The organism is Candidatus Vondammii sp. HM_W22 (genome assembly GCF_022530855.2).
In the GTDB taxonomy this organism is placed as follows: Bacteria; Pseudomonadota; Gammaproteobacteria; order Chromatiales; family Chromatiaceae; genus Vondammii.
Genome location: NZ_CP099567.1, coordinates 3,141,325 through 3,157,257, shown reverse-complemented (window position 1 = coordinate 3,157,257; position 15,933 = coordinate 3,141,325). Strand labels below are relative to the sequence as shown.

Annotated in this window: 11 protein-coding genes, 5 pseudogenes and 1 riboswitch; of the genes and pseudogenes, 6 read left to right on the top strand and 10 right to left on the bottom strand. The window is 51.9% G+C overall.

Annotation, left to right across the window (positions count from 1 at the left end):
• Positions 1-35: 35 nt before the first annotated feature.
• Together MN084_RS17900 and MN084_RS17895 are read right to left on the bottom strand one after the other, a co-directional pair.
• A pseudogene (locus MN084_RS17900) lies at positions 36-432 on the bottom strand (DUF6858 family protein).
• Between the two features lie 132 nt (positions 433-564).
• Complete coding sequence (locus tag MN084_RS17895; RefSeq protein ID WP_241085513.1) at positions 565-1,269, bottom strand: Crp/Fnr family transcriptional regulator; 705 nt, start codon at positions 1,267-1,269, stop codon at positions 565-567.
• A gap of 377 nt (positions 1,270-1,646) precedes the next feature.
• On the opposite strand from MN084_RS17895, the gene MN084_RS20100 reads away from it, so the two are divergent.
• The 4 genes and pseudogenes from MN084_RS20100 to MN084_RS20085 all read left to right on the top strand — a co-directional run.
• Entirely contained in the window at positions 1,647-1,937 is a 291-nt protein-coding gene (locus MN084_RS20100) for a transposase (RefSeq protein WP_445083859.1), read from the top strand.
• A complete protein-coding gene (locus tag MN084_RS20095; RefSeq protein WP_445083858.1) occupies positions 1,897-2,103 on the top strand; it encodes a hypothetical protein in 207 nt (68 codons plus the stop codon). The genes MN084_RS20100 and MN084_RS20095 overlap by 41 nt, the downstream gene beginning before the upstream one ends.
• A 10-nt stretch (positions 2,104-2,113) precedes the next feature.
• Positions 2,114-2,344, top strand: coding sequence for a hypothetical protein (locus MN084_RS20090; protein WP_445083857.1), 231 nt, complete (start codon positions 2,114-2,116; stop codon positions 2,342-2,344).
• A gap of 306 nt (positions 2,345-2,650) precedes the next feature.
• A pseudogene (locus MN084_RS20085) lies at positions 2,651-2,890 on the top strand (transposase); the annotation flags it as partial.
• Between the two features lie 370 nt (positions 2,891-3,260).
• On the opposite strand, the pseudogene MN084_RS17880 reads toward MN084_RS20085, so the two are convergent.
• The 6 genes and pseudogenes from MN084_RS17880 to MN084_RS17850 form a co-directional block, all read right to left on the bottom strand.
• A pseudogene (locus tag MN084_RS17880) lies at positions 3,261-4,453 on the bottom strand (IS256 family transposase); the annotation flags it as partial.
• A gap of 212 nt (positions 4,454-4,665) precedes the next feature.
• Positions 4,666-5,786, bottom strand: a pseudogene (locus MN084_RS17870) (IS256 family transposase).
• A gap of 331 nt (positions 5,787-6,117) precedes the next feature.
• Positions 6,118-6,441 (bottom strand): copper chaperone PCu(A)C, encoded by a 324-nt coding sequence (locus tag MN084_RS17865; RefSeq protein WP_241085514.1) that lies wholly within the window; start codon positions 6,439-6,441, stop codon positions 6,118-6,120.
• Positions 6,442-6,712: 271 nt separating this feature from the next.
• Positions 6,713-7,093 (bottom strand): annotated as a pseudogene (locus MN084_RS17860) (SCO family protein).
• Positions 7,094-7,224: 131 nt separating this feature from the next.
• Positions 7,225-7,719, bottom strand: a complete 495-nt coding sequence (locus MN084_RS17855) for a hypothetical protein (protein WP_241085515.1) — start codon at positions 7,717-7,719, stop codon at positions 7,225-7,227.
• Positions 7,720-8,081: 362 nt separating this feature from the next.
• Positions 8,082-8,393, bottom strand: coding sequence for a c-type cytochrome (locus tag MN084_RS17850; protein WP_241085516.1), 312 nt, complete (start codon positions 8,391-8,393; stop codon positions 8,082-8,084).
• Positions 8,394-8,624: 231 nt separating this feature from the next.
• Here MN084_RS17850 and rapA point away from each other — a divergent pair, with 231 nt between their 5' ends.
• Positions 8,625-11,516 carry an RNA polymerase-associated protein RapA gene (rapA, locus tag MN084_RS17845; protein WP_241085517.1) on the top strand — a complete coding sequence of 964 codons (2,892 nt, stop codon included), beginning with the start codon at positions 8,625-8,627 and terminating at the stop codon, positions 11,514-11,516.
• 4 nt (positions 11,517-11,520) lie between these two features.
• Here rapA and MN084_RS17840 read toward each other — a convergent pair whose 3' ends face one another.
• On the bottom strand, positions 11,521-12,885 hold the full coding sequence (locus MN084_RS17840) for a deoxyguanosinetriphosphate triphosphohydrolase (protein ID WP_445083856.1): 1,365 nt from the start codon (positions 12,883-12,885) through the stop codon (positions 11,521-11,523).
• Positions 12,886-13,008: 123 nt separating this feature from the next.
• Positions 13,009-14,901, bottom strand: a complete 1,893-nt coding sequence (gene thiC, locus MN084_RS17835; RefSeq protein ID WP_241085519.1) for a phosphomethylpyrimidine synthase ThiC — start codon at positions 14,899-14,901, stop codon at positions 13,009-13,011.
• Between the two features lie 44 nt (positions 14,902-14,945).
• Positions 14,946-15,038: riboswitch (TPP riboswitch) on the bottom strand.
• Positions 15,039-15,180: 142 nt separating this feature from the next.
• On the opposite strand from thiC, the gene MN084_RS17830 reads away from it, so the two are divergent.
• Positions 15,181-15,843 (top strand): protein-L-isoaspartate O-methyltransferase family protein, encoded by a 663-nt coding sequence (locus MN084_RS17830; protein ID WP_241085520.1) that lies wholly within the window; start codon positions 15,181-15,183, stop codon positions 15,841-15,843.
• Positions 15,844-15,933 lie beyond the last annotated feature (90 nt).

Sequence of the window (15,933 nt, the reverse complement as noted above, 5' to 3'; positions counted from 1 at the left end):
ATTCTCTCTCTGGTGGGTGCTTGCAAAGAATCTGGTTAGTCTGATGTTTTTATCGACTTGGCCCATTCCTCCATGGCGACATTTGCTATCGGCATGGGTGCTTCCATGAAGGTGATAAGAAAACTCTCCTTGAGCTCTACAACACCGATTGACCGGGGGCGGACCGCCATTACCTGCGGCTCCGGAAGAGTAATGCCAAAACAGAAGATGATGTTCTGGCCATCTAGGATATCCTCACTGATTTGACCGTCTTCTAGGTTTTTGGTGTGCTTGTAATGGTCGAAGATGGCAATGAACTTTGCAACTTTGTGCTCATCAATGAGGCTCTTCAGATAAGCGATGACCTCCTTAGACGCTTTCATAATCGGTTTCCGACTTCTCGATGTCGAGGGAGAAAAGGGGGTATCTCTCCTGTAGCAACGCTTGCTTCATACCTAACTCCTGTCAATCCACAGAGGCAGGATTACCTTCCAGCCAATGTTCTGAAGGTCAGAGGATAAGTGCTGGAAGTTCAGATGGCATTGAAATATCTCAATGCCCAACGGTTGCACTGGGACATTCTGGTCAATCCTCAGCAATATGCCCGAGGTTTCGGATGTCCAGTAGGAAGTGGTTGGGGCTGGTTTCAATCAGCAGACTCTGCCGTTTGAATTCAGCAATAGTGCGGCTGGCGGTTTCAGTGGTGACGCCCAGCATGGCGCCCATATCCTCACGGGAGAAGAGTTCACACTCGCTTGCCTCCTTGTTACGGACTAGCCTCAGTAGCAGGCGGGCAACCCGCTGTTTGGCGGAACCGGTTGAGAGCTCGGTCAGCCAGGCATCTGCCTCTTCGAGTGCTTTTTGCCATCGGCTAAGCAGCTCCTTGTGGAGTTTTGGGCTGCTCTGGGAGAGTGCCTGAACCACGCTGACTGGCAGGCCACAGGCCTGTGTCGGTTGCAGCACCACGGCATCGTGCTGGTAGTTTTGTCCCAGCATCGTTTCCAGGCCGGTGACATCGGTGGAGCGCACCAGTCGGACAATGCGCTGGGTGCCATCCGGGAGGTACTGAACCAGCTTCAGTACACCACTGCATATGGTGAAAAGATGATCTCCCTTGTCTCCGGCACGGTAAAGGGTCGAGCCCGTAGGAAGCGTATAGAGGTCGATAGGCTTATGGATTTTATCAAAATCATCTTTATCCAGGCCAGCAAACAGCACTGAGTTGCGCAGGGGGCAACTCATGCAGTCGGCTTCACCTTCCCAGGCTTCTTTGTCACTGATCAGCTTCATTTTTTCAATTCAGGTTTCAGGTACCGATACTCGTTGTCCAGAGTACACTTTAAACGTTTTTTATCCTGGTATACACCTCGTGACAATTGTGGGTTCTTAAGTTTCCGCTTCCCTGATCCTGTTTCTGGTTAACTAAGGGGAGCCTCTGAAAGACCTTCAATTAGTGATAATAGTAGCCAATTCAACCAACCGATAAAAATCATGCAACCGAGTTTTTTGATCATCAAGACAGACTTGAACTCCTTGAGCAACTGGGAGACCCGCTGCCAAAGCTGGAAAGGACCGTAGACTGGGAGGTTTTTCGAGTATTGCTGGGCTCAGTTTATAAAAACAGTGATCCCGGTAAAGGTGAGCGCCCACCTTACGATGCGGTACTGATGTTCAAGGTGTTGGTCCTACAGCATTTGTTCAATCTGTCCGGTGATCAAGCAGAGTTCCAAATTCGGGAGCGCTATAGCTTTTGTCGTTTTCCTGGGCTGAGCCCGGAAGGTAAGGTACCCGATGCTAAAACAGTTTGGGTATATCGTGAGCGCCAGAAAGAACGGGGCCTTGTTGATAAACTCTTTTCAGAGCTATTGATCCAGATTGATGCAGCAGGCTTCAGTGCTCGCAAGGGACAGATTGTAGATGCTGCTATCGTTCCAGTACCCAACACGAGAGGAAAATAGGCAGATCAAAGCCGGGGATAGCCCCGAGGCATGGGGTGATAACAAACGCAGTCAGAAGGATGTTGCAGCACGCTGGACCATGAAGCATGGCAAAACCCACTATGGGTACAAAAACCACATCAGGATAGATTCGCAAGTACGCCATCACATCGGCCGAAGTTCATGATAGCCAGGTCTTGGAGGAATTGCTGGATGAGAACAACAGTAATAGAAGTGTCTGGGCCGATTCTGCTTACCACAGTGTAGAACGGGAAGTCGCTTTACCGGGTGCGTATTACCACAGTCAGATTCATCGCAAGCCGACACGCAAACGCCTCTTGAATGAACGGAAGCAAGAGCCAAACCGAAAGCGATCAAGCGTTCCGGCTCGAGTTGAGCACGTGTTTGCCCAGCAGGACAGTGTGTAGCATCGGGCAAATCAGGGCTGGCGTGGAGATTGGTGTGGCTGGCCGGATGAAGCGAGGTGTGGTACGGATGTTGCCAGAAATAATGAGTGTGAAGATACGGGGCTCTCCAGATTTGCTAGAGATCTATTGGCTATTGTCGGGTTTTTAGAGGTTCCTTTAACACTAAATTCAGCTGATAAAAATCGCATCAGCGCATTAAAAGCATTAAAAGCATTAAAAAATTAGGAGCTGTCCTAGATAGTGTCCTGAGTGAGTTTAATAGTGAACTACTACCACCATCCCTTGCAGGGCAAAAAAGGGATGCACGATGGCATAGCTAAAGATAACCGTTTGTTTCTCAATGCGGTATTCTGGATTTTACGCACAGGTGCGCCGTGGCACGACTTACCACCTGATTATAGTGATTGGAAGAACACCCATCGGAGCTTTTGTCGCTGGCGTGATAAAGGCATATGGAAGGATTTATTGTCCCAGATAATTGATGAGCCGGACTTTGAATGGATGATGATTGATGGCGGTCATATCAAAGTTCATCCACATGCAGCAGGTGCGGTAGAGGACAATCAAGATATGAGCCGTACAAAAGGGGGGTTAACACCAAGTCCGCTTGGCCGTGGAGGCGCATGGTATGCTGATCAGATTCATTCTTACGGGCTGATTGCACGCAGGCTAGCACACTGATTAGATGGGCTTAGAGGCATTTTTTGGCTGACAACAGGGCTTACGATACACAAGAGATATTAGAGAAGGCAAAATCACAGGACATGAGTGCCGTTGTTCCACCGAAGAGGGGTAGAAAAGAGCAGCGAGAATATGACAAGCATCTGACTAAGTTAGTATATTTGGTTTAAGAACGCGTTTCTACATTTTCAACGAGCCTGTAAAGTTTTCTATGTAACAGCCAGGGTTGAATATATTCCGCTAAGCGTTCTTCGAACTCAATCATAAATCTATTCAGTGCTGGTTTCCAATGACGGATCGGCATTGTCCACTTTTTCGATGCGGCCTGGATTGCCAGATAGATTACCTTCTTTGCCGAGTCATCGGTTGGAAACAATTTCCGCTTTTTGATCGCTTTGCGAATGACGCTGTTCAGCGGCTAATGGTGTTGTTCGTGCAGATCACTTTTCGTTTGTCCTCCGGGTAGCTGAACAGCGTGTTGATATTCTGCCGATGGGCACGCCAGGAGCGGCTGATCCGGGGGTACTTGTTGTCCCACCGGTCAGAGAATTTATCCAGCGCCAATAAGGCTTCTTCCTCGGTGATGGACTGGTAAATCTTTTTCAAATCAGCCGTGACAGGCTTGTAGTCTTTCCAAGGCACGTACTTCATCGAGTTCCGTAGCATATGCACAATACACAGCTAGATATTCGGAAAAGCCGTTTTGATGGCATCAGGAAAGCCTCCTAAGCCATCGACACAGGTAATCAAAATATCCTTCACACCGCGATTCTGAAGCTCTGTCAGCACGTTCAGCCAGAACTAGGCCCCCTCATTCTCCGACAGCCACATCCCCAATAATTCCTTGTGGCCTTCCAGGTTGACGCTCAGAGCGAGATAAATCGCTTTATTGATCACTTTCTTGTCTTGCCGGATTTTAACGACAATGCTGTCCAGATAAACAATAGGCTAAATTGCATCCAGGGGGCGAGATTGCCATTCAACAACCTGTTCGATGACTGCATCAGTGACTTTGGATATGAGTGTGGCAGAGACATCGGCCCCATACATCTCCTTGAATATCGTGACGATTTCTCGGGTTGTCATACCTTGGGCATACAAGAAGAGGATCTTGTCATCCATTGAGGTAAATCGACGCTGGTGCTTCTTAACTAGCTGAGGTTCAAAGCTGCCCGCTCTATCTCGCGGGGTATCCAGTTCAAACTGGCCATCTTCCGTTTGCAAGGTCTTGCTGGTCGTGCCGTTGCGGCTATTACTCGTTTCGGATTGTTGATGCTTGGCAAAGCCAAGATGATCAGTCAGTTCAGCATTGAGTGCTGCCTCGACCGTGATCCTGGTCAGCATTTGCCGAAACTCGTTGAGATCTTCTTCAGTTTTGATGTTTTTAGCGGCCGCCTGGGCTATCGCCTGGAGCTCCTTCTTGTCGATCAGCTGCCTGTCCTCTCCCTTGTCTGGGTTTAATGACAGGCAGTTACACAGCATTTAGGTCTGTCTCTTTTCAACGCTGGCATGGCATTGCGACAGGCTATGCAAAAAATACCCGTTCATTTATTGTCGCTGCCCAGATTAGGTATATGGTGCTTTGGGCTATAATCTTACCTGATTGAGTTATAGTCAAATCTGGTGTTTAGCCAGTTGAATCAAGCGGCGACCTGATCGACTCCTGCTATCTCAACACCCTCTTTAAATTTGATTCCGGTTATCACCTTCGCCAGGTAATCGAAACCCCGTAATCGTCTCCACGTCTTCTCGGCACACAGGCCGAGTTTGAACATCATGTGTAGCATGCCGTCACGCGATAGAAAGCCATCAGTTCCTCTCGGTCTTTGTGCAGACAGATGGCAGCCTTCGGATACTTTGGCTCATACGTTTTGATAAACAGATCAAAGGCCTTTTCCGCATCGGCCTGGGTCTCCGACTGCCAGATGTTATGCAGTGCCTGCTTCGCTTTCGGCTGAGCTGACCTTGGCAGGCAGTTCAGCACGTTCATGGTCTTGTGCATCCAGCAGCGCTGCTGGCGCGTCTCCGGATACACTTCCTCCAGCGCAGCCCAGAATCCCATGGCACCGTCACCGATCGCCAATTTTGGCGGGGTCAGTCCGCGTGACTTCAGTTTCAACAGTACCTCCCGTCAGCTCTGTGTGGACTCCCGTACACCATCCTCAATTGCCAGAAAATGCTTCTCACCACGCTCATTCACGCCGATCACCACCAGGGCACACAGCTTCGTCTGCTCTGCTCTCTGTCCGCTGTAGACACCGTCTGCCCACACATACACCCAATGGTCCTTATCCAGGCGCTCCTCGCACCAGCTCCGATATTCTTCTGCCGAGACCTGCTTCAGATGCGATACCCTGCCGGCCGACAAGCCTGTTGCATCCGGAACCACCAGCACTTTCAGGGCTTCACCCATCTCTCCACTGGAAATCCCCTTCAGGTAGAGCCACGCCAGCGCCGCTTCCAGTGACTTCGTCTTGCGTACATACGGCGGCACCAGAGCTGATCGGAACGTTACCGGCTCGCCGGTCTTCGCGCGAACTTTGGGGATCTTGACCGTGACCGGCCCCAATCCTGTCTGCAGTTTACGAGCTGGCAGGTGACCATTACACACCACACCCGCCTTGCCATCCTCTGTCCGTCGCTCGACGTGCTCCGCCAACAGCTCCAGCAGCTCGGCTTCCACCGCCTAGTAGATCAACTGCTCCGCACCGCTTCTCGGCAACTCTGTCAGCGGATCGATAATCGTATCTCGACCTGCCAGCTTAACAACGTTATTCTTAACTCATGGTGGGGTTGTTTTGATGTCTCGCAACAACAAATCAACCAGATACCCCGCTCTTTCTCAATTCCCTTCAAACAACACTTTCAGTTATAATTCTACCTGATTACCTATGAAACTCAGCTATGACGCAAGAAACATAATTACCTTGGATTCATTAGGTTACAGGGGCGTTATGTGCTGTTGTTTTTATATTAACGATAATTCGTATTATTTTGGCAGCACTATAGTAAGTGCCATTCGAGTCTACAGCCCACAATTCGGCTGAGCAATAGCTGAGCTTGATAGGTAATCAGGTGATCTTATGACGATGCTATATACTATCCATGCCGCCCTTCATCATCTTCATCTGCAGCTTACGCACCGGGACGGACAAGGTGATTTTACTGCCATCCTCAAACACAAGCGTCAGCTCTGCACTATCGCCAGGCATCGGTATCTGTTTCAGACCGATCAGCATCACATGATTGCCCCCCGGCTGCAGTTTGACATTCCCACCAGCAGGAATAACGATCTGCTCTATCCGGCGCATCCGCATCATGCCCTTGTCATGCACATGAGTGTGCAGTTCAACCACATTTGAGATATTGCTTTCAGCCGAAACCAGAGCATGATCTCGGGATGATTTGTTGGTCAAAATCAGAAAAGAGGCACTGTTCGGCTATCCCGGCGGTACCGCTCGAATATAAGCACCTTCCACCGTCACTACGCTGGCGGCCGTATCAGCCATAACGGGAGTGTAGGCACTCATCAGACTTAGTGCAGATAGCCACAGCAAAGATGTTATTTTCATTCTCTTCCCTCGACTTCAAAGATTAATTTTTTTCATCTAACATTCCCCGAAGAACCGAAAATATCTCTTCCGGCGGGTACCATGAGCCAGTTTTTTTATCAGCCGACCTTGCTGATCAATAATGTAAAGCTCTGCCGTGTGATCCACTACGTAGTCTGTGGCAGACGCCTAATTTCACTATGCTATAGGCCGCTCCATAGCGCTTTTCTACATCTTTCAACTGATCCGGAGTCCCGGTAACTCCTTTGATATTCGGATGGAAGTATTCACCATCATTCTTCAATCTCTCCAGCGTATCCCGTTCTGGATCGATACTGATAAAGAGGCTCTGCATCTGTTAACTCATTGAGGGCCAGACTCAAAAAAACAGGCTGGTGGGACAGATATTCGGACGCCAGGTATAGCCAAAATAGAGCACGACCACCTTATCTTTAAGAGCCTCCAGGGTAACTGGTCCATCTTGAGACTGAAGAACAAAATCTTCGCCCCGGGGCATCGCTTCAATCTCTATAGCTAGACCACCCGGGCTTTCAATTGCTGGCTCCCAGAACAGCGTAAGCCACAACAGAAGAGCTACCAGGGCAATAATCAATCCGGTCAGTGCGGGACGCTTACTCATCACGCCCCTCACTTGCCCGGAAAGGTCGCATCGGGATTGACCGTGATGAAACGAAATGGCGCAGCCACCAGACCCTCATTGGTCTTGACCAGCACCCGAGCTTCCCACTCCATTGCTTTCCTGACACAGACCGGCAATACTCCTTGACCGGAAAAACGCCCTTCGCCTGCCGCTGACAGCTTTGGCCGGTTAAAACCCATATTCATGTCTACGCCGACAAAATCAATTTCAGCACTACTGGCCTTGATTCCATCCACCCTGACGTCCAGCTCCAGAGTCTCTATCAAGGGTATGGTATCCGGCTTTATCCCGAAGGTAATACGGCCACCACCCGGCAAAACCCCGGTACAGGGACCGGCACGGAGATCGCAATTTGGATCCAGTGGAGCCAAATGAACCACCTCTGGATGTAATAGAGGCCAGACTTTATAAACAGCCATGGTAGCAGCCATGACGAAAAGAAGACTCGCTGCAATCCAAAGTTTCAGACTGGATTTACCCACTCAACACTCCTGCAAACAAAAAAATGACATGCTAAAACAATCAGAGGATAGGGCCATTGATAGCGATCAACAGCACTGTCGAAAGCGATTAACCGGTTTTCCCACCATAAACGCAGGTATACACCCTCTTACCGAGGTATATCACCCAGTGACCATGGTATTTAACCCGTTTATAGCTCCGCAATATCTGTTTGAATAAACACGGGAATATTTCAAGCTGATAATGACGGATGACGCCCTATTGCTACCCAGAGCATGAGAATCAGACCATAGACTGGACGGGATTAAAGCACGAATAACAGAAACAAAAACGCCGGAACTTGATTATCAGCTCCGGCGTCCTTGACAAGGTGAATTTCAGATCACAGAGTGGCAAGCCAGTCGGCGATTTCCTTCAGCTCAGCATCGGAAATGGCTGCAACAATGCCCTTCATAACTATGGTCTGGCCATTATTACGTTTGCCGCTCTTGATATCCTTCATCTGATTAAAGGCATAAATGGCATTCTGACCGGCCAGCTTGGGGTAAGTCGGCATAATCGGTGTTTCAGCATCTGCACCATGGCATGAGAAACAAGCCTTGGTCTTATAAAGATCAGCGCCACCGGCAAGAACGTTACCAGCAAGACCCAGTGAAAGCAGAGCAGCACCTGCGACCATTGCAATGGTTTTCATTTCGAATTACCTCCCTTAGTTGTTTTCTTTTGCGTGCGCCGCCAAAAACAGGGCTTCGCCAATAAAAAGTCAACGAATAATAACATTAGCCAATAAAGTTAACCCAATGATTTTTGTCAATCCCCAGGCTTTTTACCCGGATACTTCAACTAAATCCAAATCATTGCTTCTCTCAAGGCAAAGAAATGATTATCCTTCCGGCCCCATATCTAACAAACCCACTCAAAACAGATGGCCGAACAGCAGTTTACCCCGGGGCAGCGCTGGATAAGCAATACTGAGCCAGATCTCGGCCTTGGCGCCCTGACAAAGACTGAGGGCCGCACCCTCACCCTGTTATTCTTGGCCAGTGGTGAACTCCGTACCTACGCGAAGGATAACGCCCCGCTGACCCGGGTACAGTTTCTGCCGGGTGACTTGGCAGAGAGTCATCAAGGCTGGAAGCTTCAGGTTCACTCAGTGGCGGAGCATAATGGATTGCTGACCTACTCCGGTCTTAGGGAGAATGGCGTGGAAGCCGTACTTCCCGAGGGTGAACTCAGCAATTTTATTCAATTCGGCCGTCCCCAGGAACGGCTGTTTGCCGGTCAGCTGGACAGTAACCGGTGGTTTGAACTGCGCCACCAGACCCTTGAGCAGCGGCAGAGACTGGAACAGTCTGAACTTATCGGCCTTGGCGGTGCCCGCACGGAACTTCTCCTGCACCAGCTCTATATTGCCCATGAAGTGGGAATGCGCCTCGCCCCCCGGGTACTGCTGGCAGATGAGGTTGGATTGGGCAAAACGATTGAAGCCTGCCTGATTCTGCATCGGCAATTACTGACAGGGCGTGCAGGCCGGGCGTTGATCGTTGTTCCTAGCCCGCTGTTGCACCAATGGTTGGTGGAGTTGATACGGCGCTTTAATCTCCACTTCAGTCTGTTTGACGAGGAGCGTTGCCAGGCAATTGAGTCTTCAGACCGGGGGAACAACCCATTCCACGCCGAGCAGCTGATTCTGTGTGGACTGGATCTGCTCACCGAAAATCCACAAAGACGACAACAGGCAGAAGAAGGGGAGTGGGATATCCTGATTGTCGACGAAGCCCATCACCTAGAGTGGCGAGAGGGGAACGCCAGCCCTGCCTACCGAGCGATTGAAGCACTGGCCGCCCGTATTCCAGGTGTCCTGCTGCTCACCGCCACACCGGAACAGCTGGGGTGTTCCGGGCACTTTGCCCGTTTGAGATTGCTCGATCCAGACCGTTTTTTCAGTCTGGCAGCTTTTGGAAAAGAAGAAGAGGGTTATCAGCCGGTTGCCGATGCCGTGACGCAGTTGCTGTCAGAAGAGGCGCTGAGTGAGGCCGCCACTGCCCAGTTACTGAAAACGCTCGGCGAGGATCAGGCTATCCCGTTCCTACAGGGCTTGGGTGATCAGGCGCTGCTAGAAGAAGAGCGACAGGCCGCGAGAGCAGAGCTCATCGATCTGTTATTGGATCGTCACGGTACTGGCAGAGTTCTGTTTCGCAATACCCGTGACCGGATCAAGGGCTTTACCGAGCGGGAACTCCACAGCTACCCGCTTCCCCTGCCCAGTGCATACCGCCTTGCCGATGTTAAAAATAGAGCAGCAGATCTGGTACAGCTGTTACATCCGGAGACCGTCTATCGATTAACCGATGGCCGAGCTTGGTGGCAATTCGATCCCCGGATCGACTGGTTGATAGCCACACTGAAAAAGCTGGACGGCAGCAAGATGCTGCTGATTTGCGCCCTTGCTGAAACAGCCAAAGGACTGGAAGAGGCACTCAGAACACGGGAAGGTATCCATGCCGGGTTGTTCCATGAGGGGATGAGCATCGTGGAGCGGGACCGTGCCGCAGCCTGGTTTGCCGACAGCGAACAAGGGTGTCAGCTGATGATCTGCTCAGAGATCGGCAGTGAGGGTCGTAACTTCCAGTTTGCCCATCACCTGACTCTTTTTGACCTGCCGTCCAATCCTGATTTGCTGGAACAGCGCATTGGTAGACTGGATCGCATTGGCCAGCGGTCAAAGGTTCAGATCCATGTACCCTATTTCACTGGGGGCGCCCAGGCAGTTATGTTGCGCTGGTATCACCAGGGCCTCAACGCCTTTCGCCATACCTGCCCATCCGGCCAGCAGATACTCGCACAGCTACGCCCGGCACTCGTCCAATCCATGGAGGAGGGAGAGAGTGAGCCTGACGCTCTGGAGCTTCTGATTGAAACCACTCAGCAACTGCACCGTGAGATCAGCCTGCAGCTGAAAAAAGGGCGGGACCATCTGCTGGAGCTGAACTCCTGCCGCGGCCAGGATGCTGAAATCCTCAAAGAGGCGATAGAAATTGAAGATGCATCATCAGCATTGCGTGATTACATGGATAACCTGTTTACTGCCTACGGCATAGAGACAGAACACCACTCTGCCGGCAGCCAGATTCTTAAACAGACATCACAGATGCAGCGGGAATATTTCCCAGGGCTTCCCGAAGAGGGACTGACTATCACCTATAAGCGCAATATCGCGCTCACCAACGAAGACCGCCAATTTCTGACGTGGGAACACCCCATGGTCCGGGATTCCATGGAGATGGTGCTAAACGATGAGATGGGCAATAGCTGCGCAACGGCAGTCCACCACCCAAATCTCACCGCCGGCACCCTACTGCTGGAACTGATTTTTGTCCTGGAATGCCCTGCCCCCAAGGCACTCCAGGCGGGGCGCTTCCTGCCCTCCACCCTGCTGCGTCTGCTGGTGAACCAGGAACTCGCTGAGGTTGGTAGTGAGCTCCCCCATGAGGTACTCAACCAGGGCAGACAGCGTCTGGGGAAACACACCGCACGGAAAATCATCACACCACTACGCACGCGTATCCGTGCCATGCTGGAGAAGGGTGAAGAGCTGGTTGAGCTCCAGCGACAGGAAATCACCGAAACAGCCCTCCTTACAATGCAGCAGCGGTATGCATCAGAGCTGGGCCGCCTCACGGCGCTGCAGCGGGTGAACCCGAATGTCAGAGAAGATGAACTGGCGTCGCTGAGGGCCCAGCAAGAGGGTCTGGATGAACATCTCCGGGCTACCCGGGTCCGGCTGGATGGGCTGAGGCTTGTGGTGGCTGTTTAGGGGCTCAGCCGTTCGGCAACGATATTCCTGTCAGCTTCTTGTAGAGGGAGACCGCATAGGAATCCGTCATACCGGCGATGAAATCGGTTAGCCGGAGCAGGCGCGTATAGAGACTGTCGGAAGGAACACGCTCAGCACCGATAAACTGCTCCGGCACCAGCCGTGCAATCATTCGACTGCGAGCCGGGGCGCCCTCTCTCTGCTCAGCAATATCATCCAGCACCTCGACAAAGCACTCCAGCAGATCGCCAATAATCCGAAAGCCAGCCGCCTGAATCTCCACCACCTCGGCAACCTGATAGATCTTCTCCCTGGCAACTTCTATTAGCCAATCCATCTCCTGTCGTTTTGGAAGTTGAGCCAATAACGGCTGCTCTAATTCCCCGGACAACATTTGCTGTTCATTGTCGAGAAAACAGCTCATAGCCTGGCTAACGACATCATTGATCACCTTGGCACGGAGAAATTCCACTTTGCCTTTGTTGTCCCTGATGCTTTTCAGCCTAGCCTGTTGCTCATCTGGTTCCTTGATAACAGCTAGATAGAGATCCAATACTTGCTGCAGGGTGAGGTATCCCAAGCGGTAACCATCTTCGATGTCTATCACCCGATAGCTGATATCATCCGCGGCCTCAACCAGGAAGGCCAGGGGATGGCGACACCAGATGGCACGGGCCTTATCCTTCCGGATCAGACCGACACTCTCTGCCACCTCAGTAAAGGCTGCCCGGTCTTCCGCCACAAACCCCTGTTTCTTTGCGCTGACACCGCCAAAGTGGCTGCCACCCAAGCAGGATTCACGGGGGTACTTGGTAAAGGCGGCCAATGTGGCACAGGTGAGCTGCAGACCTCCCCTGTTATCTGGATTCTGCAGTCGGGTGAGGATACGAAAACCCTGGGCATTGCCCTCAAAACTGAGGAAGTCCTCTCTCTCACTGTCCTGCAACACAGCCACCCGGCGCTTCCCGTAAGCCGCTCTGGCCGCCCAATGTCTGAATGCATCTTCGCCTGAATGACCGAACGGAGGATTACCAATATCGTGTGAGAGACAGGCAGCAGCACAAATATCGCCAAAATCGGATGCCTCGATACCCTGCAACCCTTGCCGGGCGATAATCTGCTCACCAACCTGAGTGCCAAGAGAACGCCCGATACTCGACGCCTCCAGACTATGGGTCAGCCGGGTGCGAATATAGTCGACCCGTGAAAGAGGAAAGACCTGAGTCTTATCCTGCATTCGGCGAAAGGCGGACGAGAAAACAATGCGGTCAAAATCCCGCTGAAAATCAGTTCGGGCGACCAGGGTGGAAGAGGACTGGTTAGAGCCCAGCCGTTTGCTTGACAGTAGTTGATCCCATTGCATGGTCATAGGCTAACACTACAACAGAACAAGCGCTCCATTTTATGCCCGATTAGACAAAAAGCAGGTCAGGTCGCACCAGCCCCATCAACCCGGCTCAGGCCGGAGTGATGGGGCTACACTGGAAAGGCGCTAGATCTCCTTATAAATCTCTGATCCCTGCTGTTTGAACTGTTCCGACATCTCCTTCATCCCCTCTTCCACCGCAACCGCCACGTCATCGATACCTTTGTTGGCGGCATAATCCCGCACATCCTGACTGATTTTCATAGAGCAGAAATTGGGACCGCACATGGAGCAGAAATGGGCCACTTTATGGGCTTTGGCCGGCATGGTCGCGTCATGGTATTCACGGGCTCTGTCAGGGTCGAAGCCGAGATTGAACTGATCTTCCCAGCGGAACTCAAAGCGCGCTTTTGACATGGCATTATCCCGCACCTGAGCACCGGGGAAGCCTTTTGCCAAGTCCGCCGCCTGGGCAGCGATTTTGTAGGTAATGATGCCTACCCGGACATCCTCCTTCTCCGGCAGACCCAGATGCTCTTTCGGGGTGACATAACAGAGCATGGCTGTCCCGTACCAGCCGATCTGGGCAGCGCCAATGCCCGAAGTGATGTGATCATAACCCGGTGCGACATCGGTAACCAGTGGACCAAGGGTATAGAAGGGCGCCTCGAAGCAGTCCTTCAGCTCCTTATCCATATTCTCTTTGATCATCTGCATGGGCACATGGCCCGGGCCTTCGATCATGACCTGCACATCATGCTCCCAGGCAATTTTTGTCAGCTCACCCAGAGTTTCCAGTTCGCCGAACTGGGCGGCATCGTTGGCATCAGCCAGACAACCGGGACGCAAACCGTCGCCCAGAGAGAAGGCAACGTCATAGGCCTTCATGATTTCGCAAATATCCTCGAAATGGGTGTAGAGGAAGTTCTCCTGATGGTGAGCGAGACACCATTTGGCCAGAATCGAGCCGCCGCGGGAGACAATGCCGGTCACCCGCTCTGCTGTCAGCGGCACATAACGCAACAGTACCCCGGCATGGATGGTGAAGTAGTCCACCCCCTGCTCGGCTTGTTCAATGAGCGTGTCGCGCATAATCTCCCAGGTGAGATCTTCCGACTTCCCATTCACTTTCTCCAGTGCCTGGTAGATAGGCACAGTTCCGATGGGCATGGGTGCATTGCGCAGAATCCACTCCCGGGTTTCGTGAATATTCTTTCCTGTGGAGAGATCCATCAGCGTGTCACCGCCCCAACGGGCGGACCAGGCCATCTTCTCCACCTCTTTGGCAATGGAGGAGGTGACGGCAGAGTTGCCGATATTGGTGTTGATTTTCACCCGGAAGTTCCGGCCGATAATCATCGGCTCCTGTTCCGGGTGATTGATGTTGGCAGGAATAATGGCGCGGCCAGCCGCGATCTCCTGGCGCACGAATTCAGGGGTGACCTCATCCGGAATATTAGCACCAAAACTCTCGCCTTTATGCTGCCGCAACAGCTTCTCATAGCGAGCATCTGCCTGCATCTCCTGAAGCTGACTGTTTTCCCGAATGGCGACAAACTCCATCTCAGGGGTAATGATACCCTGACGGGCATAGTGCATTTGGGTGACATTTTTGCCAGCTCTGGCACGGCGCGGATTGCGAATATGCTCAAAACGGAGGTGAGACAACTCAGGGTCGCTTTGGCGTTGGTGGCCATAATTCGAGCTGGGACCATTCAGTAACTCGGTATCCTCCCGCTCGTCAATCCAGCCCGCACGGACATCCGGCACCCCTTTTAGCAGGTCCACCTCTACCCCAGGGTCGGTGAAAGGGCCAGAGGTATCGTAAATAACCACCGGAGGGTTCTCTTCCGCCGCAAAACTGGCCTGGGTCTCCGTTTGGGTAATCTCCCGCATGGGTACTTTTATATCCTGGCGCGAGCCCTGAATATAGATTTTGCGCGAGCTTGGAAAAGGCTTGGTAACCTCCTCCGATAGCCGTGTTGTCTGTTTGATGAAATCTTCTGGGATGGCGCTCATGCCTTGTTCCTCTCTGTGGCAAAGGGGACAGTGGCAGACCGCAAACGTGGCTTCCTCAGCTTCCCTCCGCCGGGATTAACCGGATCAGGTGCAAAGGGTATTTCTCAGCCCGAATCCGGACACCCCCAGCGAATCTGTGCAAGTTATCTGAGGCAGCATTGTATTGCAACCGTTGAGTGTGTGTGGAGAAGGAGGTATAAACTATCTAGCCTTAGTACCAATTTATGTCAAAATAGCAGATCGCATTAAACCCGAACATTCAGAACCAGGGGAATTCCAATGACCACCAGCAGTTTCGAGCAGGCCCGCTTCAACATGGTCGAGCAGCAGATCCGTCCTTGGGAGGTCTTGGATCAGCGAGTGCTGTCACTGATGGAAAGCATGCCCCGTGATGCTTTTGTCCCCGAGAAATACCAGGGACTGGCATACGCTGATATCGAAATACCCCTCAGTGGCGACCAGCATATGATGTTTCCCAGAGTAGAGGGACGGCTGCTACAGGCGCTGAATATCCAGCCGGCCGATAAAGTGCTCGAAATTGGCACTGGCAGCGGCTATCTCACCGCCTGCATTGCAAAACTGGCGGAGAGCGTCATTAGCCTGGACACCAATGCTGAATTTACTCAACAGGCACAAGCCCGGCTTGATGATCAGAATATCAAAAATGTGGAACTGCGAAACAGTGATGGCCTGGCAGAGGAGCTTGAAGGTGCTCCTTTCGACGCTATCGCTGTTACCGGCTCCATGCCAACTCTGACAGAAGCACTGAAACAGCAACTCAGCGTTGGTGGTCGTCTGTTTGTCGTTACCGGAGAAGCCCCGGCAATGGAAGCCAACCTGATCACCCGGGTAAGTGATGATGCCTGGCGCACCGAAGGGTTGTTTGAGACAGAGCTTGATCCACTAATCGGTGCACCTGCCATAGAAGCGTTTCAATTTTAGGGTTACAAAGGGATGCAGAGATGATGCGGCCCGTTTAGACCGCCATTCCGGCACAGGCCGGATGACGGTCTGTACAATTTCCGAACAGAA